The organism is Psychrobacter sp. Pi2-51 (genome assembly GCF_904846665.1).
GTDB classification, from domain to species: domain Bacteria; phylum Pseudomonadota; class Gammaproteobacteria; order Pseudomonadales; family Moraxellaceae; genus Psychrobacter; species Psychrobacter glaciei.
Genome location: NZ_CAJHBP010000036.1, coordinates 1 through 24,958 on the forward strand (window position 1 = coordinate 1; position 24,958 = coordinate 24,958).

Below are 24,958 nucleotides of genomic sequence, written 5' to 3' on the forward strand. Positions count from 1 at the left end.
ACCAATACTGGCGCTACTGAACTACAAGACACATTAAGTGTTGCAGGCCAATCTAGCACCAATGGTTTGGATAACACCGGTCTTCTAGCCAACACCGGTAATTTAACCAACTCAGGTACGCTAACGAACACTGGTGCAACTACCTTACAAAATACGCTAAGCGTAGCGGGTCAAACGACCACGAATGGTATAGCTAATACAGGTGCTATCAGTACAGACAGTCTGACTACTACTGATTTTACAGCAACAGGTCAAACGACTACTAATGGTATTGATAATACAGGTCTTTTAGCCAACACAGGTGACTTGACCAACTCAGGTACGCTAACGAACACTGGTGCAACTACCTTACAAAACACGCTAAGCGTGGCAGGTCAAACGACTACCAATGGTATTCGTAACACCGGTCTGCTAGCCAACACTGGCAACTTAACCAACTCAGGTACTTTAACCAATACTGGTGCGGCGACATTAGGCAATACGTTAAGTGTGGCAGGTCAAACGACTACCAATGGTATTCGTAACACCGGTCTTCTTGCTAACACTGGTAATTTAACCAACTCAGGCACGCTAACCAATACTGGTGCGGCTACATTAGGTAATACGTTAAGTGTGGCAGGTCAAACGACTACGAACGGTATTGCTAACACAGGTGCTATCAGTACAGACAGTGTGACGACGACCGATTTGACAGCAACAGGTCAAACGACTACGAACGGTATCAATAATACTGGTGATATAAATACGACTGGTAACCTATCAGTAACGGGCACTGTGACTGCCAATGAGTTAGTTCTAACCAATACTTTTAGACCTGATGATATCAGTACGCAAAACTTAGATACGCAAACCCTAGAAGTATCGCAGTCACTCACTGTTAGTCAGGGTGCTGCAGTTAATATGGGCGGTAACGTGGTACGAAATGTAGGCGCAGGTCAGCTCTCTGCTACTTCAACTGATGCCGTGAACGGTGGTCAATTGTTCCAAAGTCAGGCTGAAGCATTTGGTTATACAGATCGTGAAATCAATGCATTAGAGGATCGTCAAAATAAGGCAATAGCATCATCATTAGCATTTGCTGGTCTTAAGTATTCAGACGTTCCAGGTAAGTTTAGTGTTGGCTTAGCAGGAGGTACTTGGTCTGGTGAAACAGGCTATGCGCTAGGGGTTAATTATACGACGCTAGATGGTAAATTTGGATTAAATAGTGCTTTCGGTGGTAACAGTGGTGATCAAGGTGGTAATTTAGGCTTATCATTCCTTATCAATTAATAGTTATATTTCTTGATTAAATAGTTGTGCTTAGGATGTGATTCAAGTACGAATTTTCCTTCTACAGCGCACACTTTACAGACAAAAAAAGCCCCAATCTTAAGATTGGGGCTTTCTGGGTTTGGTAAGCATAAGCAGACTCGAAATGCTGACCTCTACTCTGTCCATAATATCTTAGATGATAGTTAGCGGGGCTATCCTAGATAAGTAAAAAAATCTAGGATAGCCTCTTATGTTATTAGCTATGACACTGACATTAGATTGTAAGTTGTTTTAGATCATATATGAGTCAGGACAATGTTTAAGGCATCTTTCAGTAAGCTACCACCAAAAGCTCCGGCGCTAGTGCTTACGTCCTGTAAAGCACTTTAACCACGTGCCAGCCAAATTTGGTTTTCACTAAATGTGGGGTGAAGAGTTCGCCGCTGAAGCAGATTTTGTCAAATGGCGGTACCATGTCGCCTTTTTCAAACTCACCTAAGCTGCCACCTTTTTTACCTGATGGGCAGGTTGAGTGTTTTTTAGCCAGTACATCAAACTTGGCGCCTTTTTTGAGCTTGGCAATAATGTCTTCAGCCTGCTCTTTGTGTTTTACTAAAATATGCAATGCGCTAGCTGTACGAGCCATAATGTAAACCTTTCATAAAATATTGATAATAGGGGCATTATATCACTACTTGCCTTGGTTGCTAACGGCACTTGTATGTCCTGCATCATCAAAAATCATTGCCTACACAGGCGTGACTATATGGATGAGAATCGGTGCCTCTTGAATGTCGCTGTCAGTACATCACTGTATTGTTTTTATTGCTTATTCTCTGCGTATAACTGATAAAAATATGAAGCGTATTACCTGTGTTCATGCGCATTCAAATTAAATTCACTGAAAATGAAGGTCATACACTTGCAACTGTACCTTTAAAAAATTGTACCTTTAAAAAAAGATATGAGTTTTTATTGGGTTGCCAGTACTGAAACATAGTTTGAATAGTCAGCGGTGAATCACTCCGATCATTGAAGTGTAGGAGTTTTAGAGGTCTATACTTTAATGATTACCTAATAACCTAGTCAAAAAACCATCAAGCCAGCTCATTGAGTACATTCAGATGTACACTAATTCGATATAAAAGCCTATACCCATTGGGATTACGTGGGCTACAGCTAAAGGCTCAATTCCTCATTAGGGAATTACATCCTTAGAGCGTGACTGACACCGTATCCAGTTTATAGAGGATTGACTATATTACAAACTCGAAAGCAGAACACTGGTTTCACTATTCAGAATGCCGTCAATTTCTCTGACTTGACGTAGCACTTCATCAAACTCTCTCAAGCTTGTGGTGTGTATTTCTGCTACCAAATCCCATGCCCCATTGGTCGTATGTAGCTTAATCAGCTGCGGGATACCCCGCAGTTTCCTAATCACTTGTGACGTAGACTTTCCTGTTACTTCAATCATCATCATTGCTTTGACGGTTTCTTTGTCTAGTGCCTCATGCACTCGAATCGTAAATCCTAAAATAGCGCCGTTATGCATCAGTCTATCCAATCTGTTTTGGACAGTGGCACGAGAGACTTTGAGTTTTTTAGCAAGGTTTGAGATGGTTGCTCGACCATCTTGTCGAAGTTCAGATATCAGTTCGCTATCTAAAGAATCATAAGTGTAATACGCCATAAAAACGCTTCCTTCATTGAATTTTGACATTATGCTAAGTAACACCTAACAATATGTCAAAAATAGGCCCATATTTAATAACTTATTGACATTTTAACTGACAATTATAGTTGGTAGGATATTAATTGTCGGTTCAATAAACAATATTCATGAAAAGGAACAGCATTAATGTCTAAATTTATCGTACCACCCAAGGAAGGCGTGCCATTCGTTAGTGTACAAGCGATGGCTAAAATGATTCATGATTATGGCGTTGAGCAATGTATTACAGATCTAGTGGATGCTTTAGAGCAAGATTTTCTTCGTTGGGATCAGTTTGAAAAATCTTCCCGCTTTGCTTCGCATTCCAAAGACGGTGTCATCGAGTTGATGCCAGTAAGCGATGGAGAGATGTTTGCTTGCAAATATGTCAATGGTCATCCAATCAATACCAAACGAAACTTGCAGACCGTAGCGGCGATGGGTATCTTGTCTGACGTCGAAAATGGCTATCCTATTTTACTGACAGAAATGTGTATCCTGACGGCATTACGTACGGCTGCCACATCAGCTATGTTGGCCAAACATTGTGCGCCAAAAGGCGTTACAAAACTGGCGTTAATAGGAAACGGTGCTCAGTCTGAATTTCAAGCATTGGGTATGAAAGCCATAATGGGTATCTCAGAAGTTCGTTTGTATGATGTTGATCCAGCGGCCTCGCAGAAAACGGCTGATAACCTTTCAGACTCAGGTTTGAAAGTGATTATTTGTCGCACATTAGAGGAAGCTGTTTTAGGGGCAGAGATCATTACTACCTGTACGGCCGACAAAACCAATGCCACTATTTTACGCGACGATATAATCACAAAAGGTGTTTATATCAATGCGATAGGCGGTGATTGTCCTGGGAAGACAGAGCTGGATAGCAACATATTAATGCGAGCAGATCATGTGATTGTGGAGTTTGAGCCTCAGACACGCATTGAGGGAGAGATCCAAAATCTATCAAGCGACTTCCCTGTTACTGAGTTTCATCGCATCCTCAAAGGTGAAGTGCAAGCTCGAACGTCAGATGATGATCTAATCGTGTTTGATGGCGTTGGGTTTGCATCAGAAGACTTTACAGCTTTGGTATTTTTGCGTGACTTGATCAAAAAGCAGGGAGGATATGAGATTTTAGATATGATCCCTCAGCAAGCTGACCCTAAAAACCTATATTCGGTAGTGAAAGAGCATAGCAAAGATAGCAGCATAGTGACGAATGAAGCTGAATCGGTGGCTGCGGCTATGTCGTAAGTGATTAATACAATCGCTATTGATACAACAGTAATTAGTGCAAAAAAATGATAAGCACTTCTCATTTTGTGTAGCGTTTAAAATCTGCATCATTTTTTAACTTTATTTATGTCTGGCAGAGCTCTTGGACAGTTATGGATATGTTTATTTTTTAAATCTATCTGCTAATTTTCAAGAGCTTTAATATATAAAAATGAATTTAATTTAAATGATGTAAAAATTATTTTATTTAATAGAGACAAAATCATGACTGATATGATGAAAAATATAAGAATAGTAGAAGTTTATTCAGATATTGCAGGATATAAAAAAGGCGCCTCTCTAGGCATTGATGCATTAAAAGCATCATCGAAAGAGCTTAATGCAGATTATTTTGAAAAATTGCAATTCGACAGTATTGAGGATGATAGTAATAGTGAAGGGGAATCACAATTTGCGCATGCAAAATATGCTGATGTGATTGAACCGATTATCTCTAAGTTAGCACATAAAATAAAAGATATCAGAAATGAGAATAAATTCCCCATCGTTTTAGCTGGAGATCATTCTAGCTGTGCAGGAACGATGCATGGTCTAAAAATGGCGCATCCTGATGCTGAAATTGGTGTGGTCTATATAGACGCACACGCTGACTTTCATTCACCCTATACCAGTGGATCAGGCAACATGCATGGTATGCCTTTGGCGATGGCTTGTGCGATTGACAATTTAGAATGTCAGCGCAATGAGCTCTCTGAAAAAGAAAAAGAGTATTGGGAAAAATTGAAATTTATGGCATCTGATGAACCCTCAATCAAACCAGAAAATGTGGTTTTTTGTGCCGTTAGAGATTATCAAGAAGAAGAGATGGATTTAATTAGAAGGCATAAAATCCCTTTATATAGCGTTGCTGAAATCACTCAAAAAGGAATTAGTTCTACAGTAGAGGAAATCTTTAAGAAGCTAGAATATTGTGATCACATTTATGTCTCGTTTGATGTTGATAGCGTTGACCCTTTGTATGTGCCAGGAACCGGTACGCCTGCAATGAATGGCCTGTCATACGAACAAGCCATGCAACTTAACATAGAGCTAATCAAAAATAAGAAAGTATGCTGTTGGGAAATGGCAGAAATCAATCCTTTGTATAACAATTCAAAAGATGACTCAACCAGAATATTTAAAATTTTAGAAAAAGTGACACAGTCTCTTTTAAAGAATTACTAATATTAAATATTTAAAATAAGTTAAAGCATCTAGCCTAAATATATGTATTGCAAATATTTAGGTTAGTTAAAAAATGGACTGCGAGTAACAATAATATGGACATTATTAAAGCTAGTTCTTCAAGTCAAGATGTTAGCAATATCAATATCAAACAATTTTTAAAATTCTTTATACCCTCTATAATAGGTTTGATGCTTTTCGTATTTCCAATTCCCTATGTAGATGGTAAATTTGTATCATATGCAGAAGGATTCACCATTCCTATCTCTGTGTTAAAGGATTATATACAAGGTTACATGGGTGATATTTTACCATTGCTTGTTGTAATCTCAATTATGATTACACTGTGTTGTACGTTGTATACTAAAATCATGAAACCTTCATTGATTTTGAATAATGCATTTTTAAACAACTTACTGAACGTCACAACCCCTTGGCTTATTATTAGAATGCTTGGTGCGTTTTTTGTTGTCGTTACCTATTTCAAATTTGGGTTTGAGGCAATATATTCAGACAATATTGGCGGCTTAATATTATATGAACTAATGCCAATACTTTTTATCGTATTTTTCTTAGCTGGATTATTGCTACCATTACTACTTGATTTTGGCTTATTAGAGTTTTTTGGTGTTTTATTAAGTAAAGTAATGAGACCTTTATTTGGTTTGCCCGGTAGGTCCTCTGTAGATTGTTTGACATCATGGTTGGGTGATGGAACGATTGGCGTATTATTAACTGATAAACAATTGGAAGGTGGGTTTTATACCAAAAAAGAAGCGGCCGTTATTGCTACCAGCTTTTCAGCAGTTTCGATTACATTCTGTTTGGTTGTCATCTCTCAAGTTAAACTAGAAACTTACTTTCTCAATATGATTGGGGTCGTGGCTTTATGCGGGATCGTTTGTGCTTTAATAGTACCAAGATTACTGCCTTTATCTAGAATTGAAGATACGTATGTAGTAGAAAACAGTGATAGAGATCATGAAACCATCCCTGAAGGAAAAACATTATTTACCCATAGTTTGCATAAAGCCGTTCACAAAGCAGAAAAAAGTCCAAGCTTTTCTACTTTCTTAAAGGATGGGTTAAAAAATATTTTGGATATGTGGATCGGAATACTGCCGGTCGTTATGGCAATCGGGACGATGGGCTTAATCGTTGCAGAAGAAACACCTGTATTTGATTATTTAGGTATGCCGTTTATTCCCTTCTTAGAGTTATTGAATATACCTTTTGCAGCAGAAATGTCAAAAACCATTATGGTCGGTTTTGCCGATATGTTCTTACCTGCTATTATCGGCTCTTCAATAGAATCAGAATTAACTCGGTTTGTCATCGCTTGCTTGTCAGTATCTCAATTGATCTATATGTCGGAAGTAGGCGGATTGATTTTAGGAACAAAGATTCCAGTTAGTTTCTTACAGTTATTAGTGATTTTCCTATTGAGAACTATTATCTCATTACCGATTATTGCACTATGTGCTCATATGATTTTTTAATATGTCTCGTTCTAAAATAGATTGATGGTTTTCAATGAGCCAGATGCCTTACGCATCTGGCTTTTTTGTATTAAGCCGAGCATGAATAACTCTCATGTATAGTCAATCCTATATAAATCAGATACGGTGTCAGGCAGCTTAATTCTATTTATTAGGTGTCTTAAGTTTGGGAGGGTTACCTGGGCACTGTAGTACACATATTCGATGAAACTCCTCCCGTATACTTACTTTATACTAAGGCATGTTAGCAATTCGAATAATAGTAATCTAACTGGTATAGAGGTGGCTAAATTCTGCCAAACAGTGTTTGACGGTAGTTTATTTCTTTTTTATCTTCATCTTTAAAATGAGGACATGTCGTTATTTATTTCGCTCGATTAGACAAAATGACGCCAATTGTGCTTAACGCTATGCCGCATATCATTGCGATTGATAAGGCTTCATGAAGTACCAACGCTGCGAGTAATGCGGTTAATCCGGGAGAAAGCGAGCCAAGTAACAAAGAGCGAATCGAACCAAGTTTATTGACCGCATAAGAAAATCCAATGGTTGAAATGACACCAACACCAATGCCTTGTACTAAGATAAAAGGTAGGGCATCGTCAAAAGAAATCACCCCTAGATTTGTCTTCAAAATACCAGATAGTACCATCACTAATGTCACAAAGAATGACGTATAAGAAAGTACGATAGCAACAGCTATTGGACTCAATTTCGTATTTTTTAAGCCTAAAGTGTAACCCGCCCAAACCAGACTCGCTATCAGTAAAAAGGCTGCACCATGTAGAAGACTGTTAGGTATTGACCTTGCATTCCCGACAATCATAGTGGCTATGCCAAAGAGAATAAGAAGAAATGCCAAAAATTTACTCAGCGAGATCCGTTGGCGATAAAAAATAAAGGACAAGAGTGCGGCAAAGAATACTGGCGTCCCTGTCAAAATAGTGCCAACGTAAGCTGCAGGAGCAGTGCTCGCGCCAAAAGTGGCTAGCAAGAGAAAAGGAACACCGCCAAGCATAATGAACGTGATATCAGACCATCTAATATTTTTGATTTCCTTCAAACTGGACAATACCCATGGCGTCAATAAAAGTAGGGGCACGCTAAATCGAATTAACATGACATCAGCAATGCTTAATGATGACGCACCAACAGCTCGAACAGTTAATGCAAAGCCTGACCAGATAAATAACACAATAATCATAGCCACATAGCCTTTCATTAGCGGCGACATTATAAATAAGGGTTTTTTACGTGGTGAGGACTGAAATACTGTATTCATATTAATTTCTTATGCTTATCTTTAAAAGCCAATTATCAATCAAAAGCCACGCCTTTATCTCTGTTTATTGATTGCAATTTCACAGTTATTTGATGGATAATGCTAAATAACTGTGAAATTTTGGCTGAAAACGCTAGAGAGGTGATTTATGGATAAAATTGATCGTCATATTTTGGAAGTGCTTCAAAAAGAAGGACGCTTATCAACGGCTGAATTAGCCGAGCGAATAGGGTTGTCACCCTCACCTTGTGCCAGACGCTTGAAACGTTTAGAAGATGATTTTTATATAGAGGGCTATCAGGCAAACGTAAACAAAGCTAAAGTTGGTATTACGATGAGCTTTTTTGTAGAAATTAGTCTGAGCAACCATCAAGAAGAATCAATTATAGCCTTTGAAAAAGCGTTATCTGAGATGGATGAGGTGATTAATGGACATGTTGTTTCGGGCTCTTACGATTACTTATTAGAGGTGGTAAGCCCAGATCTCAACGGTTATGAAGAATTTACTCGTAAGCTACATAAGCTTACTAGCGTTAAAGACATACATACCCATTTATCAGTTAGACAAGTGATCCATAAAACGACGTTGCCTACTTTTATGTGATCTTTTTTGAGTGCAATCCAGTTCGCTAAACTATATGTCAATTGAGCTATTCTGAAGAAATTGTAGAAACTAACATGGGAGGTTTTAATCAGACAGCTCGATCATAATGACCCATGCTGTCGATTTTATAGTCATTAAGTTCATATCTAACACTAGCAGTGCGATGCCTGTATAGTGCATCGAACATATACTGATAAATCATTGAACGAATATACCACTTTGAAAATGGGTTTAGAGAATGAATAGGGATCAATCCTAAAAAGGCAGCAGCCTGAGACGCTTTAGTAAAGTTTTTATCGTGCATGAGAGACAACATCTGTCTTGAGACAATAACACCAACGCCGTTACTCGTTTGTAGCAGATCTTGGTCTCGCTTTATTCTTGGACACGCAACATGTCATGCCTACCTTGTCCTTGATCCGTAGGGTGAAGAGCGCGAAACCGATTGAGCAAGACCACTGCCGCCTCCCTCCTGTTATGGCAGCGGTCATTGTCTCAAATGCAGACCCGCATGCCTAGGGTCAGGATACTAAGCTTGTCTAGTCACGGATACCGATTGGTTGACAAATTCCATGGATCCGAACGAGGTTAAGAACGCGACGCTGGAAGCGTCAGATCCAACACCGATGCGTGCCATCGTGTCGGCATCTGCCATGCCGGTCGGATCAATGAGGTGCCAGCTTCCCCCGAGATAGACTTCGGCCACGGCATGGAAGTCCTGTGGCGTCACATCAGGCGCATAAACACTCGCGAATCTAGCGGGTATCGACGACGCACGCGCTAGTGTCACGAGAACATGCGCAAAATCACGGCATACGCCCTGACGTTGAACAAAGCTGTCGAGCGCGGTGGTTTGTGCGTGGCTCGATCCGGGCACATAGCTAAACGCCGACTCGATCCAATCACGCATCGCGGCAATCCGTGCGCCGCCAGCGAGATCGCCAAATTCGGCGTCCACGAAGGCTTGGAACTCGTCTGACGGGCAATAGCGAGACGGCATCAAATGTTTGATCGTCTCTCCGGGCAAAAGGTGGAGTGGCGTCTGGGACAGTGCCGATATGTCCAAGATAGGACGGTCAACGGCAATTTCTGCGATGTAAGTGCAGCTAAAATCCCCTTCGGCGCGGATCCAAATCCGCTCTCCTATGCCATCATCGGCGGCGACCCGTGAAAAATGCGCAACGTCTGATGTCCAAATCTCGGTCGAACGCACCCGCTGATCCACAAGCTCGGCGGCTTCGATCTGAAGCAAAAGGTCCATCGGCTCGGAGAGCCGATAATGGAGTTTAACGTTAAGTTTCAGGATCATGTTTGAACTCTCTAAGGGTAGTGATCTGGCGGGCTATATCGGATACTGTTTACTTAAGTCAATCAGCAATGCCTGACAGGGTTAAATTATCATAATACTGCTTTTCAAACTCAAAAGGTGAAACATAATCAATTGCACTATGCAGTCGGGCTCTATTAAACCTGAGAAGCGCCAAAAATCGATTAATTATCGATTTAGCTTCGCAAGATGAGAGCTGTGTTCGAAGTACTAAGTACTACCCATTCAAGGGTTGCCAGTTCAACATCGTTCACCGCATGTTACTGCTCTTTTAGGTACTCAATCATCTCAGACTTATATAGCCCGTTGATGATTTCAGCCAAGGCATTATCGTATGAATCGCCTGTTGTGCCACTTGAGAGTGTTTTAAATAATTTAGGGTAGAGGTCGAAAGTGCTACTCTGAAAGATAAGCGAAATAGAGAGCAGGCACAACTTAAGCAGACATGTTTTTTAATGACGTTCGATGAGAGTGCCAAAAGAGGAGATTTGAATCGACGTATAGTTTCCTTTCCCGCTACAGCCCATATTTTACGGACAAAAAAAAGCCCCAATCGTGAGATTGGGGCTTTCTAAATTTGGTAGGCATAAGCAGACTCGAACTGCTGACCTCTACCATGTCAAGGTAGGTCAACCAACTTATTTCAAATGACCTAATTCTACATAAACCGTAAATAAAGGGATATAGCTTATGTTGGTAATTATATATCGGTATGATATCTATGTAAATTAATATTTAACTCGTATTTAGGCACTGTACTTTTATAGTGTTTTTGACGTCTACTTTGTCCCTAATATCTTAGGTGATAGTTGGTTTTTAGCCATTTATAACGGTCAATCATCTTATTTTAAGGCAAAAGTATTTTTTGCTAGTCGTATATTATGTCTAATTCATATTTATGTAACGCCGCTAAAAACCAAGTTAACTAGATTGAATGCTGAGCTTGAACAATTGCGAGATCCTGCTCAAGTTTTGCAAGAGAAGCATCTGATGGCACTGACAGAAGGGGAATTTCAAAGTTAAATCTTAGATACCGTTAGAAACATACATCGGTATCTTCTATATCTCTACCAAATTGTTCTGTTTATCTTTCATAAATCATATAGCCTCACATGGTTCAATATGCGCTTTTATAACGCTACTTCTCATAGCGGCCAAGAATTCAATATATCAAGATTACAATCCACGCCCCAGTATGTACTTTCACTTCTCTGTGTCCATCTTCTTAACCTTTATCTTTTCTAGTCCTTTTATCAATAATTGAGAGCATCTATCTTATGAAGCCACATTAGATTCAAGATGTTGATATTTGGCATAAAAATACAATAAAAAAACTATACACTTATGTAAACAATTGTTAGTATTGGTTGCTGGTTATCTCTGAAATACTACCGCTCATGCGAAAAATAAATAGTTTCCTAAAGATAAAACCAACCACGAGTTCAGCAAACATACTCATGATGTCTATGTTATCCGCCTGCGATCAATCTCCTACTGACCACTTTCAAGTCTCGACTGAAGACAAATACCCTGTAGCAAATATGCCAGATGAGCCATTAGAAAGGTGTTATGAGAAAAGCAGCTAAATTAAATGTCTTTTTACCAAGAAGTATTACAGTAGTTCTAAATATGTAAATAGTTAATTGAGCTCTAACTTATTTTATATACGTTTATAAATACGAGTTTGTCAAAGAGTGAAAGTAATGAATCCATCAATAATCAGACCAAGACTACATTTCAAGCTTATGATCATTCTAATACTAGGACTATCACTACAAGGCGGGTGTATGAAAGAAAAAAAGCAAGATTCTTATAAAGAAGGCGATATCGTTACTTGGAAGGTCAATGACCATCTAATCTTTAAGGCTAAAGTTGGACAAAGACGAGAGCATTTTGTCACACATAATGTTTGGATATAGAGAGGGAAATAAAAATAGTAGCTTTTCTGTTATATAAATTACGCAGTTTATTCTTATTAGTTCTTCTACAAATTAATAAGAGTGAATTCAGTTAATAGGAAACATCATGCTTGCACTAGCTTTACTGTTAGGTTTAATAGTCTGGGTCATCATTACCTTAGCTGCTATTTTCATTGGTACAAAGCTAGGTAAATCGTTGTATGTAAATAATCCTAAAGCAGGGCTCTACGGCGCACTCTTAGGTTTTATGTTGACCATGGGCGGATTCATTGTGTATTGGGCAGTAGAGTATGCCTACATTCAAACCAAAGTAAATCAGCTTTGTGAGTCTGAAGGCGGAGTGACAGTATATGTGACGCCAGCAGAATATCGAACACAGATCGGAGAGGAAGAGTGGGAAGCTTTAATTCGTTTTACTAACTCTGAAATAAATAATAAAAATTCAAAAACTAAATTAATTCGTCAGGAAAGTAGGATTTATAGTTATGCTGAAGGCAGGTACCGTAATGGAAACATTGAAAACGCTAAGATAGCGTTATTTTCTTCTTATCGAAAAAAAGGTAATAACATAAACGAAACTTCACAGATTCTTGCCGAAAAAAATAATGGACGTATTGTAGTTCGTCAAATATATTACAGCCACCACACTAATGCTATAGCCAATAATTTAGGCGGATTAAAATTTTGGATGAATAGCATTCAAGATTGCTCAGATAAATATAACCATGAATTTTATAGAGTTGCAAAGCAATATTCAAATACATATTAGGAGTAGTTTACTATGAGTGACAATCAGTTTTTATCAGATTATGTTTATCTTGCAGAGGCAAGTTATACTGATTTTTCGAATACCGAATATACTGATAAACAATCTATGATGGAATCAGGAAAACCCGAAAACTTTGCGAAATTAGTTACCGATAATTATAGCGTGATGGCACATTATAAAGATAGAGAAGGCGAGGGAGAGAGTAGCTTTTCGGGTACGTTATTTCAAAACAAAGAGTCAGGTGATTATGTAATATCTATACGAGGTACTCAAGAACTAGCGACTGACTTAGTAGCTGTAGATGGTGGGGATATCGTATTTGATGGTTCTGCGCATCGACAAATCGTAGATATGTATAACTTTTGGATGCAGATTAAAAACCCTCAAGGCGAAGCCTACCGTGTGGCAACCATGGAAGTTGTTGAAGACTTAACCGCACAGCTTAAATTTTTGCAGGATTCACAAGCGATAATTGTAGGCGTAATAGATGATGTAATAACCTCAAAGATTGAAACCCTATATCAAGAAGCGCAAAATCTTGGTTACATCGTTGATAAAGGTCGAGGAGAAATACTGTCTATAGATTTTGCTATGTCCAACGAGATTTACAGTGATGAACGTGAATATGGACTTGGTATTGATGCAAATACAGTGACAGTCTCTGGTCATAGCTTAGGCGGTCATCTAACAGCAGCCTTTTCTCGTTTGTTTCCAGAAGTGACTGAACATGCCTATATGGTTAATGGTGCAGGGTTTGGTAGAGACACCTCCACAATACCTTTAATACTAGGTTTGGATTCAGTTAAAAACTTTAATAACGTATTCGCAGCTCTAAATCCAAATCCAACTTACTTTGATAGTGATAAGCTCAGCAATATAATTGGTGATAAGAATATAGATCTCGTCGCTAATGATTGGCCTATTGGTTTAGCGCAACCAAGCTCATCAGTACCAAGACTATTTATCGAGCAGCCTGAGATAACTTCATCAATATTGGGTCATGGTTCGGATCAAATGAGTGATTCTATGGCAGTGATGGACTTATTCATTAAGTTAGATAATAGCTTAGCGGCTATACCTACTAATGAATTGATTGAGATGTTAAATGACATCCTTGAGAGTAGCGAGATTAATGAAGCTAATACATTAGAAACTATCATTGAAAAGCTTGTCTATTTACTTGATCCTGCCAACCCAATTACAATTATCGAAGGGGATAGAAATAGCTTATACGAAGGTATATTGAAGGTACATGAGCTGATTAAAGTTGGTGGAGATTTTGTTGACCTGCCTTACACATTGACCAGCATTGATGATGCGCTGATTGACAATGCTTCAAACAATGATGATTTGGGCTTGGCAACTCGCTATGCCTTATTCAATCTCAATCCTTTTGTGTTGCAGGGTTTTGATTTTACTGAGCATAATACAAACGGTGAACTAGAACTATTAAGTGAAGCGTTCCCTAACGGTATGTCAGAGCAATATATCGCAGATAGAGTCATGCTGCTTCAAGGATTGATAGAAGGTGGTTTAAAGAATACTGATAGGATTGTGGTTCCTGAATTAGCAGATGAAAACTGGGTCTTCGATTATATAGGGAACGGAGAAGATACGCGTTTCTTCTACGGGGTAGAACGTAACAATCGTCATTATGTCAAATTTGGTGGTAAAGACGATGAAACAATAGAAGGGACGTATAAGGACGACCATCTATATGGCAGCAAAGGCGACGATACTATTGAGGCGGGTGCGGGCAACGACTATTTAGAGGGTAATCAAGGCAGTGACACCTTAAATGGTGGTGACGGTGATGATACCTTACTCGGTGGTAGTGGTGATGACAATCTAGTCGGTGGTGAAGGTAACGACACCTTACTAGGTGGCAGTGGTACTGACATTCTACTAGGCGGTGAGGGTCATGATTATCTGCATGGTGGTAGTGAGCTTGATAACTTAAAAGGTGGTAAAGGTAACGATACGATTATCGGTGGCACAGGTGTATTGATCGCTGATGGCGGCGATGGTAACGATTTTATTGTGTCAGGTGATGAAGATGATAGTCAATTACTGGGTGGCAATCTATTAGGCGGTTCAGGCAACGATATTATCTATGCTGGCGGCGGTAGTGATGATGCCCGTGGTGGAGAGGGTAATGACACTATTTATGCAGGCGATGATCAATCTGCTGACTATCTAGAAGGCGATGCAGGTAACGATGTACTGTACGCCAGTAAAGAAGGCATGGACAACTTAGACGGTGGTGCAGATAGTGATCTACTGATAAGTGGAGAAAATAACTCAGGAACTCTGCGAGGTGGTGCAGGTAGTGATCGTTTGATCGGTGGCGCAGGTAATGAAACTTATGCGTTTAAGAGCAGTGAGCTTGGTACTGATAGTATCAAAGACAACGATGGTACAGGAACCATTGAGATTGATGCAGCAGTCTTGACGCTAGGCGAGTTTGATGCAGAAAAACAATATTGGTTAAGTGGCGACGGTCAGTATGAGATTAGAAAGTTCGCTTCAGAAGATGGTACAAACGGTACAGTTACTATTAATAAGTTGGGCAACTATAAAAATACTATATATATTGAAGATTTTAAGCAAGGCCATTTTGGTCTAAATTTTAATGAATCTATTGAGCAACAGCAGTGGCAAGCTATTGAGTCACAAACCTCGCCTGAATTATATGGGAAAGGTGAGAACAAAATAATCTCTACAACAGGTTCGGTGCATGTAGATGCAAGCAATACCACAGGTAGAAACACTATCCACACAGGTGAAGGTCATGATGTCATAAAAGGGGGTAGCGGTCATGATTATATTTCAAGCTCTTTAGAGTTTAGTACCGAGCAGAGTAATGAGCTGTATTATGACGTAGGGTATAAAAAAACAGTAAATATTTATGGTGAGGAATTTAGTATCTTTTATGATGGCAGTGTTAAGAGCTATATGACAGCCGGATTGTCCGTAGATTCTAATCCTGATCCTGAAGGTGCAACTTGGTCATATGTACCTGAAGTTAGAAATGCTAATCCTGATAATGACTTAATAAAATCAGGAGATGGGGGTGATATTGTCTTTGGATCATCAGATGCCGATATTATTTATGGTGAGGGTGGTGATGACTTTCTCTTTGGAAAGGACGGGAATGATAAGATCTATGGAGGTTCAGGAAATGACGGTATTAGAGCAGGTAGAGGCAATGATTATATAGATGGTGGTGAAGGTGATGATTACATTAAAGCAGGTTATGGTAACGACGTTATATATGGTGGTTCCGGAGACGACAGGGTATATGGAGATAGTTTATTAGATCAATATGATAGAAATCCTTCATTTTACAATACTGAGGAAGAAGGTGCAGATTTGATTTATGGCGGTAAAGGTGACGATGAAATTGAAGGGAATGGCGGTGATGATATCATCCACGGAGGCGATGATAACGATACAATCCTAGGGGGTACAGGTAATGACTATCTACATGGAGACGATGGAACAGACACAATATCTGGCGGTTTAGGTGACGATTATATCTGGGGAGGTAGTAACGAAGGTGAAGAATCTGAAAAGCTCTCTGGCAACGAGGGAAATGATCGAATATTTGGTGGCGATGGTCATAATGCTATATTTGGTGGTGTCGGTGATGATGTTCTTGAAGGCGGAAAAGATGTAGATGAAATTGATGGTGGTGTAGGCGATGACATTCTCATGGGTAAAGCAGGCAGGGATACTTTAGAGGGTAATTCAGGTAACGACATTCTTATAGGTGGAGCTGACAATGACACGCTAAAGGGTGGATTCGGAGAAGATGTTTATATATTCAATATGAATGACGGTGATGACACGATTATAGAGATACTTCTCAATCTAAAATCGGAAAATACTTTTAATCTTAATCTTGTTCAATTTAACTTCGAATCATCGAAGATTCGAAATGTTGAAAACATCGAGGATAGAGATCTTAAGATTACCTACTCAGAAAGTGAAAACTCTCAAAAAAATAGCGTCACAATCAAAGATTACTATGTTGCTAACAACACTTCAAACCATATGGTAGAAGCTGCTGAGGAGGCAGTATACGTCTCAGAAATAGACCCATATACTAACAATACAGAAATTTCTCAGTTCAAATTCAACGATGGTATATCTTGGAATGTAGACGATATTTTCGAGATGGCACCACTAACAGCAGATTCGCTACAAGCCACTTCATCATTAGAAGAAGGTATGGCTTATTTCATAGATGCTTTAGTGGATCGCGCAGACATTCCTTTAAAAGGTAAGACAAGTATTACTTATGGATTCTTAGATAACCTAGACGATAAATTGAATGGCTACCAAGCCTTTACTGAAGAACAAAAAGATGCGGTAAGGGAGGCACTTTCAAAATATGCTGAGGTTCTTGGTCTTACTATCGAAGAAGATAATACTACCGAAGCACCAGACTTAAAGCTATATTTGGATGATTTGTCCACAGCGGGTAGCAGCACATTTTCTGGTTATGGAGATTCAGCTACAGGGGAGGTACATCTCAACTCCAAAATGTATGGAGGAGAGGGCCTATTACAATCAGGAGAGTATGGATTTGAAGTACTACTTCATGAGTTAGGGCATGTATTTGGACTAAAACATCCTTTTGAAATGCCATATTTGCCAAGCGATGAGAATAATCAAAATAACTCTATTATGACTTACTCTTCAAATGGCGAGAACGATACTGATTTAAAACTATTTGATATAGCGGCACTGCAATATCTTCATGGTGTAAATATAGATAATGCTATAGGGAACGACATATATGGCTTTGAAAACAAATATATATGGGATGGCGCTGGCGTTGACACATTTGATGCATCAGTCCAAACCGAAAGTACATATATAGATATTAACCAAGGTGGCTGGTCATATATTGCTGAGAAAAATGACAGTATCCTTGCGCCTAGCCAAAGCTTCGTTGGATATAATACTCACATTGAGAACGCTATTGGCGGTAGTGGCGATGATACATTAGTGAGTAATGAACTCGATAACATATTATCTGGGGGCCAAGGACAAGATACTTATGTGTTTAATCAAGGTGATGGACTTAATACAATAATTGACTCAGATAAAAATAGTAAAATAGTGCTTGAAGAGATCAATACTAATCATTTATATAATTACAAAGGGCATATTTATTATAGTGCGTTAGGTGATGGTCTAATTGTCAATGTAGACAATATTGAGACGTGGGAGATAAATGGTGAAAACTATACTTCTAATGACGTTAAAGCCTTAGCCAAGAATATGCTTGAAGTATCTGGTGAAGCTGAACTGACTTCAGATGCAGATAATGCCATATTGATTGACACATTGAGCTCCTCCATAAAAGGCAATGATAAAGATAATATCCTCATTGGTAATGAAAGTGATAATACCCTAAATGGTGAGCAAGGTGCTGATCAGATGGCGGGCCAAAAGGGAGATGATATCTATTATGTTGATAACGAAAAAGATGAAGTTCTAGAGCAAGCTGATGCAGGTATAGATACTGTTTATTCAACTATTAACTACACTTTGATCGATGGCAATAATGTAGAAAACGTTACACTTCTGGCTGATGCGAAAAATGCCATCGGTGATGATAGTGATAACGTTATTACTGGTAACGATAACAATAATATGTTAGTTGGTAATGGTGGTAAAGATACTATTAGCGGTGGTGAAGGCAATGATCAAATAATTGGTGATACAGAAGAAATCAAAGGTCAATATCACGGCAATGATACTTTGTATGGTGGGGCAGGTGACGATAGTATTTGGGGTAACGGTGGTAACGATATCATTGAAGGTGGAGAAGGTGATGACTATATTGAGGGCGATTCGCAGTCAATAGGTGGATCGTTCCATGGTGATGACACTATCAATGCTGGTAGCGGTGATGATACTGTTTACGGTGACGGAGGTAACGACACTATTAATGGAGGAGATGGAGCAGATAACCTTTATGGTGATGATGCAGATTACAATAATCCGATAGGTCTTGAGTCTGGTAATGACATTATCAAAGGTGGAAAAGGTTCTGATCTCATCTATGGCGGATCGGGTGATGATAAGCTCTATGGTGATGAAGGTGATGACTTTTTAATGGCAGGACAAGGTGAGGATTATCTTTATGGTGGCGAAGGTGAAGATGCTTATTTCTTTGAACTTGGCACACTTCAAGATGGTAAAACCAATTATATTGTTGATACAGATAGGAAAGGTCAAATCCTATTAGGAGATGACAACCTACTAGACAATGATTGGCAAATATTATCTATAAGTAATAACGAGGAGAAGTCGGATGTTGTAGTCAAGTGGCAGGACGGGCTTGGCAATTATATGGAATACAACGCAAATAATATCATTATCACTAGTGACAATTTCACTTCAAAGATAGTTGCTGAAGGCTATAGTGTAGAAAGAAAGGCTGGTGGTCAGTTTGTTGTAGACTCTAATGAGAAATCGGATGAGCCATTTTCTCATATGGTGACTGATCAAACGATGTTTAACCTCAGTGGCAACTCACTATTACTAAACTCTCTTCTTCCAAACTTACAAAAAGATCAAGATGGCAATTTTGAATCAGAATATCAAATAGAATATTATGATCCTCTGGTATTAGATCTTAACAAAGATGGAGTTATTAACACAGTTGCTGAAAACAATAAGCAAGGTGTCATGTTTGATAACGACGGTGACGGCATCAAAACTGCTACAGGTTGGTTATCGAGTGAGGATGGATTTTTAGTTAGAGATATTAATAAAGATGGTGTCATTAACAATGGTAAGGAGATGTTCGGGGATCAAACTGAACTAAATAGTGGATTGATTGCCAAACATGGTTTTGAAGCATTGGCGGATTTAGATATCAATGCTGATGGTGTGATCAATAAAGACGATACCAGTTTTAGTGAGTTAAGAGTTTGGCAAGATACTAATATTGATGGTGTCACTTCTCAAGATGAACTTAAAACTCTTGAACAGATAGGTATATCCGAATTAAATCTAAGCTTCGATTCAAGCAACGAGGTAGAGACAAGCGGCGGCACTGTAAAAGAACAAGGAAGTTATGTAGATAATGACGGCAACACATTATTGATGGCGGACATTAACTTTGACCAAGATTTGATTCATAGTGACTTTATATCGACACCTGATGAAAAAACTGATGGTCTGAATCTTTCTGGATTTGGCCGCTTAGATGACCTAGCAGACGCTGCCAAGGGTACTGATGAATTATCGATATTAGCTAAATATTTAGATGAAAACAAAGATATTGAAAATATTTTCGACCAGTCTGATAAATTATTAGAGTTATGGGCGGGCACAGACAGTAAGAATAATGATAGTGAAGTGGCTATCGTTAATAACAATAATATTAAATGGACTGAAAACGAAAATGCTGAACATGTGATTCGAATAAGACCAAATCAAGATCTACCAGAATATGTTAGTGAAACGAATACGGTTACTAACTATAGTTATTTGAACCAAAATGATAAGCAAATGGTCAAACTCATTGATGCGATTACTGGCATTAATCCAACCGATTATATTAACCAAGCTACTTCTGATCAGACATCTGAATTTCTTAATGTCTATCAAGATATTAAGACTGCTGTAGAGTCTGATATTATCAACCAGACGATACTTAAGCCTTATTTTGACAGCATTGAAGTGTACCAATTTAATCAATTAAATTTTACTAACTTTTTTAAGTTAGAAGCGCTATTAGATACAAATTATCTAGCAGATGCCGGTAAAACCAGTATTCACTTACTTAACCTGTTAGGTATTAACACTGACGAATTCTCGGAATACAATTTTGGTGAAGGTTATCTAACTCTAGAAAATTGGTATACCACTAATAATGTCGTTATAGATCAATACATCGTAGAACATGGAGACATTGTAAACTCTATATTTATCGATGATTCAGTAACAGAGTTTGAGGTATCTAGCGGTGAAAACACTATTTATTTATCAGGAGTAAATGATAAAAAAGTTACCGGCTCTGATGCTGACGAGGTATTTGTCAGCGGCTTAGGTAATGACACTCTTATCGGTCAAGGTGGAGATAATACTTACATCTTTAGTTTAGATACTGGATCGGATATTGTCGATTTTGATTATGGCTCAACTGGTACGGATAAATTAATCTTTGAAAGCATTCCATTAAGCATGGTCTCATTTAAGTCTCAGGGTAAAAACCTAATTATTGGATATGAAGAGCAAGAGTTTACAATCACTAACGGGTTATTCTTAGATACTGATCGTACTTTAGAGTTTGTGTTTGACGATGAGATCGTAAGCTTTGAAACAATCATAAGTCAGCCTATTGAAAATATCGAAAATTCTGATTCTGACTATTTTAGTGGTTGGGAGGGTGATGACTACTTAACTGGTAATAGTAGAGACAACCAGCTTCACACATTTGAGTCAAACGACATACTTGACGGCAAAGCCGGTAACGATAAATTATTTGGACACACTGGTTATGACACTTACATCTTTGATTCTAATTCTGGAAATGATGAAATAATTGAAGATTGGTCACAGAAAGATGGGTCATACTTACAATTTAACTTTGAAAAATCATTACTCAAAGAAACTTATTATCAAGATGGTGATCTTTACCTTTTATATGGAGTAGATAACCAACTGATACTTCGAGAAGTAGATAATAAGGATTTAGCCAATATTGATATCAGCTTTATTGATAGCCCAAAAACCAGTATTGATAGTATCTTAAGAGATGCCTATATCATAGGTTCTGACAAAGATGATCAAGTTAATGATATTTATGTCACATCGAACCATCATATCTATGGTCTAGAAGGAAATGATGAGTTGCAGGGTAGCTGGACCGAATCAAACCATATTGATGGCGAAACAGGTGACGATATCATCAATGGAGGTAATGCTAACGATATCATTATCGCGGGTGAAGGTGATGATACTATGTTTGGTCACCAAGGTGATGATGAGCTCCAAGGTGGTCAAGGACAAGATTGGCTGGAGGGTGGCGAAGGTGCTGATACCTTGATTGGTGGCGAAGGTGATGATAACTATTTTGCTGACAATCAGGACACTATCGTTGAGAACGAGGATGAAGGGTATGATCGTATATTTATCGATGACTCCTTTAACTTGTCTGGTACTAATATTGAAGAGTTACATTTAAGAGGCACGAGTGATCTCAATGGTATAGGTAGTGAATTCAATAATGAAATTTACGGTAATTCAGGAAGCAACTACCTAGATGGCAAACAGGGAGCCGACCTTTTATCAGGAGGCGCAGGACATGACTATTACGTCGTTGATCAATATGAGACGCTTGTTACTAACGATAATGGTTCTATTACCTTAATAGAGGGTGACAAAGTTGCTGAGGGCGAATTGAATGAATTTAACTATGTTACAGGCGATAGCGGTGGTATTGATACTGTAGAGCAGTGGGTAGATCATCACTATTATCAGATGAATGAGCAGAACATATGGCAAGATACTGGTAAATACCATATATTACAACGGAATGTTGAAAACCTTATCTTAAAAGGTGACGCTAAAACAGCGTTTGGTAATGAGCTAGACAATACGATTATTTTGAATTCTCAAGATAACTTTGTGAGCGGTCAGACGGGTAATGATACTATCATTTATAAAAAAGGTGGTGGCAAAGATACAGTCAGTGCTACTAATGATATATCGTCTCAAGACACCCTTGTAATAGAAGGTTACGATCTCAGTGATGCTATATTTACCCGTGTTGAAAACACTTTAAGTGTACATGATATGCTGGTTGTTCGTCTTAAAGGTAATGGAGATAGTATTACTTTCTTCGATTATTTTACCCCTCAAGCATCAGCTGATGAGTTTGATTTTTCAACAGACCAAAACTTTCTTCTAAATAATTTAGATGACCCCAGTGATATTATAATCGACAACAAAATCGACCGCATTATCTTTGATAACAACGGCGCAGAAGTCATCCTTACCCAGCAAGACATTGATAATGCCATTATTGATAGAGCAGACAATCATGCGCCGACTGTCAATAAATACCCACAAGCCATCAGCATTGATGATGACGAAACCTTAAGCGTTCAGTTCGATGCCGACACCATCGTTGATCAAGATGCGTGGGATAGTATTCTAAGCTATCGTATTACCCTTGCAGATCAAAATGCTGATGGCAGTTACCAAGATATCCCTGACTGGTTAAGTTTTGATGCTGACACTCTCACACTTACTGGCGATCCAACTGTCGATAGCATCGGTAACTACTCATTTATACTCTGGGCAGGCGATCTCTTTGGCACTAGCGCAGGTGCTTATCTCACTCTTACCATTAACTCAAGTCAACCCATTGATACCCCAGTAGAAACAACGCCTGATAATATCGTGGAAGGTACAGACAGTAGCGAACAGCTTTCAGGAACGACTGGCAATGATATTATTAACGGCTATTTAGGTGATGACCAGCTGTTTGGGTTTACTGGTAATGACACCTTGAATGGTGGTGCAGGTGACGACTACCTAGCAGGCGGTAACGGCTCAGGTAGCAACTCAGGCAATGATATTCTCAACGGCGGCGCAGGCAATGACACCTTATCTGGTGAAGACGGTAACGACACTTTATCTGGCGGCGCAGGTAATGACAGCTATATCTACAAAGCCAACCAAGGCATTGATACTATTGACAACAGTGGTGGTGGTAATGATGGCATCTTCTTCCAAGGTATAGATAAGAGTCAACTCAGCTACCATCAAGAAGGAGATGATCTCATTATCCTAGTCGATGGGGACTTAGATCAGCAAGTTAAAGTTGAAGGACATTTTAGTAGTAATGATAAAGCCATCGATTATATTGTTCCAAGTAGTAATATGGTTATCTCTGCTCAGAGTATCGCTAGTCAATTGACAGCATTACCTGGATCTGGCAGTGGTGATACAGATAATGGTGGCAATGACGACACCACCACACCAACCGATCCTGAAGTACCTACTGATAATACAGATCTATCGGGTGATAATACTATCGTAGACACTGCAGGTAACGACCAGTTGAAAGGTGGCAGAGGTAACGATACGTATATCTACACAGCTGGCATAGATACTATTATTGATACGCATGGTGTAGACGAAATTATCTTTAGTAACGGTATCACTTATAATCAGGTTGGATCAGGGTTGATGAGCTCTGGTAATGATCTTATCCTGCGAGTCAATGGTGATGTGAACAATCAAGTCACGATCAAAGACTACTTTAGTAATGGCGATAGCATCATTGAAACTATTAGCTTTGAGACTGGCGGTAGTATTTCACATGAGCAAATATTCGGGTTGTTTGGTAAAGCAATACCAGAAACCACATCTATTGACGATACAGTACCAAGTACACCTGATAGCCTTGATGCAACTGCTGATATTGTGGGTACAGATGGTGATGACCAACTTCAAGGTACGGAAGTCGATAACAGACTTCAGGGACTACTAGGCGACGATCAGTTGGATGGTGGACTAGGTAATGACATTCTCATTGGTGGTACTGGTAATGATCTATTAAAAGGTGGTGAAGGCGACGACCTCTATTACTTTGAAGCAGGATTTGGACAAGATATCATAGACAATACGGGCGGCGGCATTGACAACATCTATTTTGATGGTGTTGGATTTAATGACGTAGCCAGTGGACTCATGCGCAGCAATGATGATCTGATTCTCAAAGTGAGTGGCACTACTGACCAATTAACAATCGCTGATTTCTTTGAAGGTGGCGAGTCAGCAGTTGGTAGTATCAGCTTTGCCTTCGGTGGTAATATCAGCGCTGATCAGATATTTGGTGCTTATGGTATTAGCAACCCAAACCCTAGTAATGCCTCTAGCTCTCAGCATCAAAGCACGCTGGGTACTATGCTAAATGTGATGCAGCAGTTCGATGAGAATAGTATGAATAATGGGTATGGTGACGTTATCTAAGTCGATTGATTTACCTTCTTACTCTTCACTCTAAAATAATTTAGAGTGTCCCATCCTAGAATAGGTTGAGGGTTTATGAGAAGTCAGATACTTAGCAGTATCTGACTTTTTCTTTGAG

At 39.0% G+C, this 24,958-nt stretch carries 13 protein-coding genes, 1 tRNA gene and 1 pseudogene; 8 read left to right on the forward strand and 7 right to left on the reverse strand.

From position 1 onward, the window contains the following. Window positions 1–1,272: YadA family autotransporter adhesin (locus JMY08_RS13020; RefSeq protein WP_201593658.1), on the forward strand; the 1,272-nt coding region annotated here is incomplete at its 5' end. 349 nt (window positions 1,273–1,621) lie between these two features. Here JMY08_RS13020 and JMY08_RS13025 read toward each other — a convergent pair. Continuing rightward, window positions 1,622–1,900: a peptidylprolyl isomerase gene (locus JMY08_RS13025; protein ID WP_201593659.1), complete on the reverse strand. Its 279-nt coding sequence runs from the start codon at window positions 1,898–1,900 to the stop codon at window positions 1,622–1,624. A 615-nt stretch (window positions 1,901–2,515) separates the two neighbouring features. Beyond that, window positions 2,516–2,947, reverse strand: a complete 432-nt coding sequence (locus tag JMY08_RS13030; protein ID WP_010199089.1) for an Lrp/AsnC family transcriptional regulator — start codon at window positions 2,945–2,947, stop codon at window positions 2,516–2,518. Window positions 2,948–3,115: 168 nt separating this feature from the next. Between JMY08_RS13030 and JMY08_RS13035 the strand changes: the two genes are divergently transcribed. From JMY08_RS13035 to JMY08_RS13045, 3 genes are all read left to right on the forward strand, one after another. Next, window positions 3,116–4,222 carry an ornithine cyclodeaminase gene (locus JMY08_RS13035; protein ID WP_201593660.1) on the forward strand — a complete coding sequence of 369 codons (1,107 nt, stop codon included), beginning with the start codon at window positions 3,116–3,118 and terminating at the stop codon, window positions 4,220–4,222. Window positions 4,223–4,468: 246 nt separating this feature from the next. Beyond that, entirely contained in the window at window positions 4,469–5,428 is a 960-nt protein-coding gene (locus tag JMY08_RS13040) for an arginase (RefSeq protein ID WP_010199096.1), read from the forward strand. A gap of 95 nt (window positions 5,429–5,523) precedes the next feature. Next, on the forward strand, window positions 5,524–6,927 hold the full coding sequence (locus tag JMY08_RS13045; protein WP_189584163.1) for a YjiH family protein: 1,404 nt from the start codon (window positions 5,524–5,526) through the stop codon (window positions 6,925–6,927). Window positions 6,928–7,291: 364 nt separating this feature from the next. Here the strand turns inward: JMY08_RS13045 and JMY08_RS13050 are convergent, their stop codons facing one another. Further along, complete coding sequence (locus JMY08_RS13050; protein WP_227679686.1) at window positions 7,292–8,209, reverse strand: DMT family transporter; 918 nt, start codon at window positions 8,207–8,209, stop codon at window positions 7,292–7,294. 148 nt (window positions 8,210–8,357) lie between these two features. Between JMY08_RS13050 and JMY08_RS13055 the strand changes: the two genes are divergently transcribed. After that, the gene (locus JMY08_RS13055) at window positions 8,358–8,813 is read left to right on the forward strand and encodes an Lrp/AsnC family transcriptional regulator (RefSeq protein ID WP_201593661.1); all 456 of its coding nucleotides are present in this window, start codon (window positions 8,358–8,360) and stop codon (window positions 8,811–8,813) included. 88 nt (window positions 8,814–8,901) lie between these two features. Here JMY08_RS13055 and JMY08_RS14215 read toward each other — a convergent pair whose 3' ends face one another. The 4 genes and pseudogenes from JMY08_RS14215 to JMY08_RS13070 form a co-directional block, all read right to left on the reverse strand. Next, window positions 8,902–9,192 carry a transposase gene (locus JMY08_RS14215; protein ID WP_201593665.1) on the reverse strand — a complete coding sequence of 97 codons (291 nt, stop codon included), beginning with the start codon at window positions 9,190–9,192 and terminating at the stop codon, window positions 8,902–8,904. A 150-nt stretch (window positions 9,193–9,342) separates the two neighbouring features. Further along, window positions 9,343–10,122: a transglutaminase-like domain-containing protein gene (locus JMY08_RS13065; protein WP_201593662.1), complete on the reverse strand. Its 780-nt coding sequence runs from the start codon at window positions 10,120–10,122 to the stop codon at window positions 9,343–9,345. 58 nt (window positions 10,123–10,180) lie between these two features. Next, window positions 10,181–10,499: pseudogene (locus JMY08_RS14065) on the reverse strand (hypothetical protein); the annotation flags it as partial. Between the two features lie 219 nt (window positions 10,500–10,718). Beyond that, a tRNA-Ser gene (locus JMY08_RS13070) sits at window positions 10,719–10,794 on the reverse strand. A 1,133-nt stretch (window positions 10,795–11,927) separates the two neighbouring features. Here JMY08_RS13070 and JMY08_RS14160 point away from each other — a divergent pair. The 3 genes from JMY08_RS14160 to JMY08_RS14165 all read left to right on the forward strand — a co-directional run bounded on the left by JMY08_RS14160 (window position 11,928) and on the right by JMY08_RS14165 (window position 24,840). Further along, on the forward strand, window positions 11,928–12,059 hold the full coding sequence (locus JMY08_RS14160) for a hypothetical protein (protein ID WP_265089754.1): 132 nt from the start codon (window positions 11,928–11,930) through the stop codon (window positions 12,057–12,059). 106 nt (window positions 12,060–12,165) lie between these two features. Then, entirely contained in the window at window positions 12,166–12,828 is a 663-nt protein-coding gene (locus JMY08_RS13075) for a hypothetical protein (protein ID WP_201593663.1), read from the forward strand. 12 nt (window positions 12,829–12,840) lie between these two features. Beyond that, the gene (locus JMY08_RS14165) at window positions 12,841–24,840 is read left to right on the forward strand and encodes a calcium-binding protein (protein ID WP_265089755.1); all 12,000 of its coding nucleotides are present in this window, start codon (window positions 12,841–12,843) and stop codon (window positions 24,838–24,840) included. The last annotated feature ends 118 nt before the right edge of the window (window positions 24,841–24,958 follow it).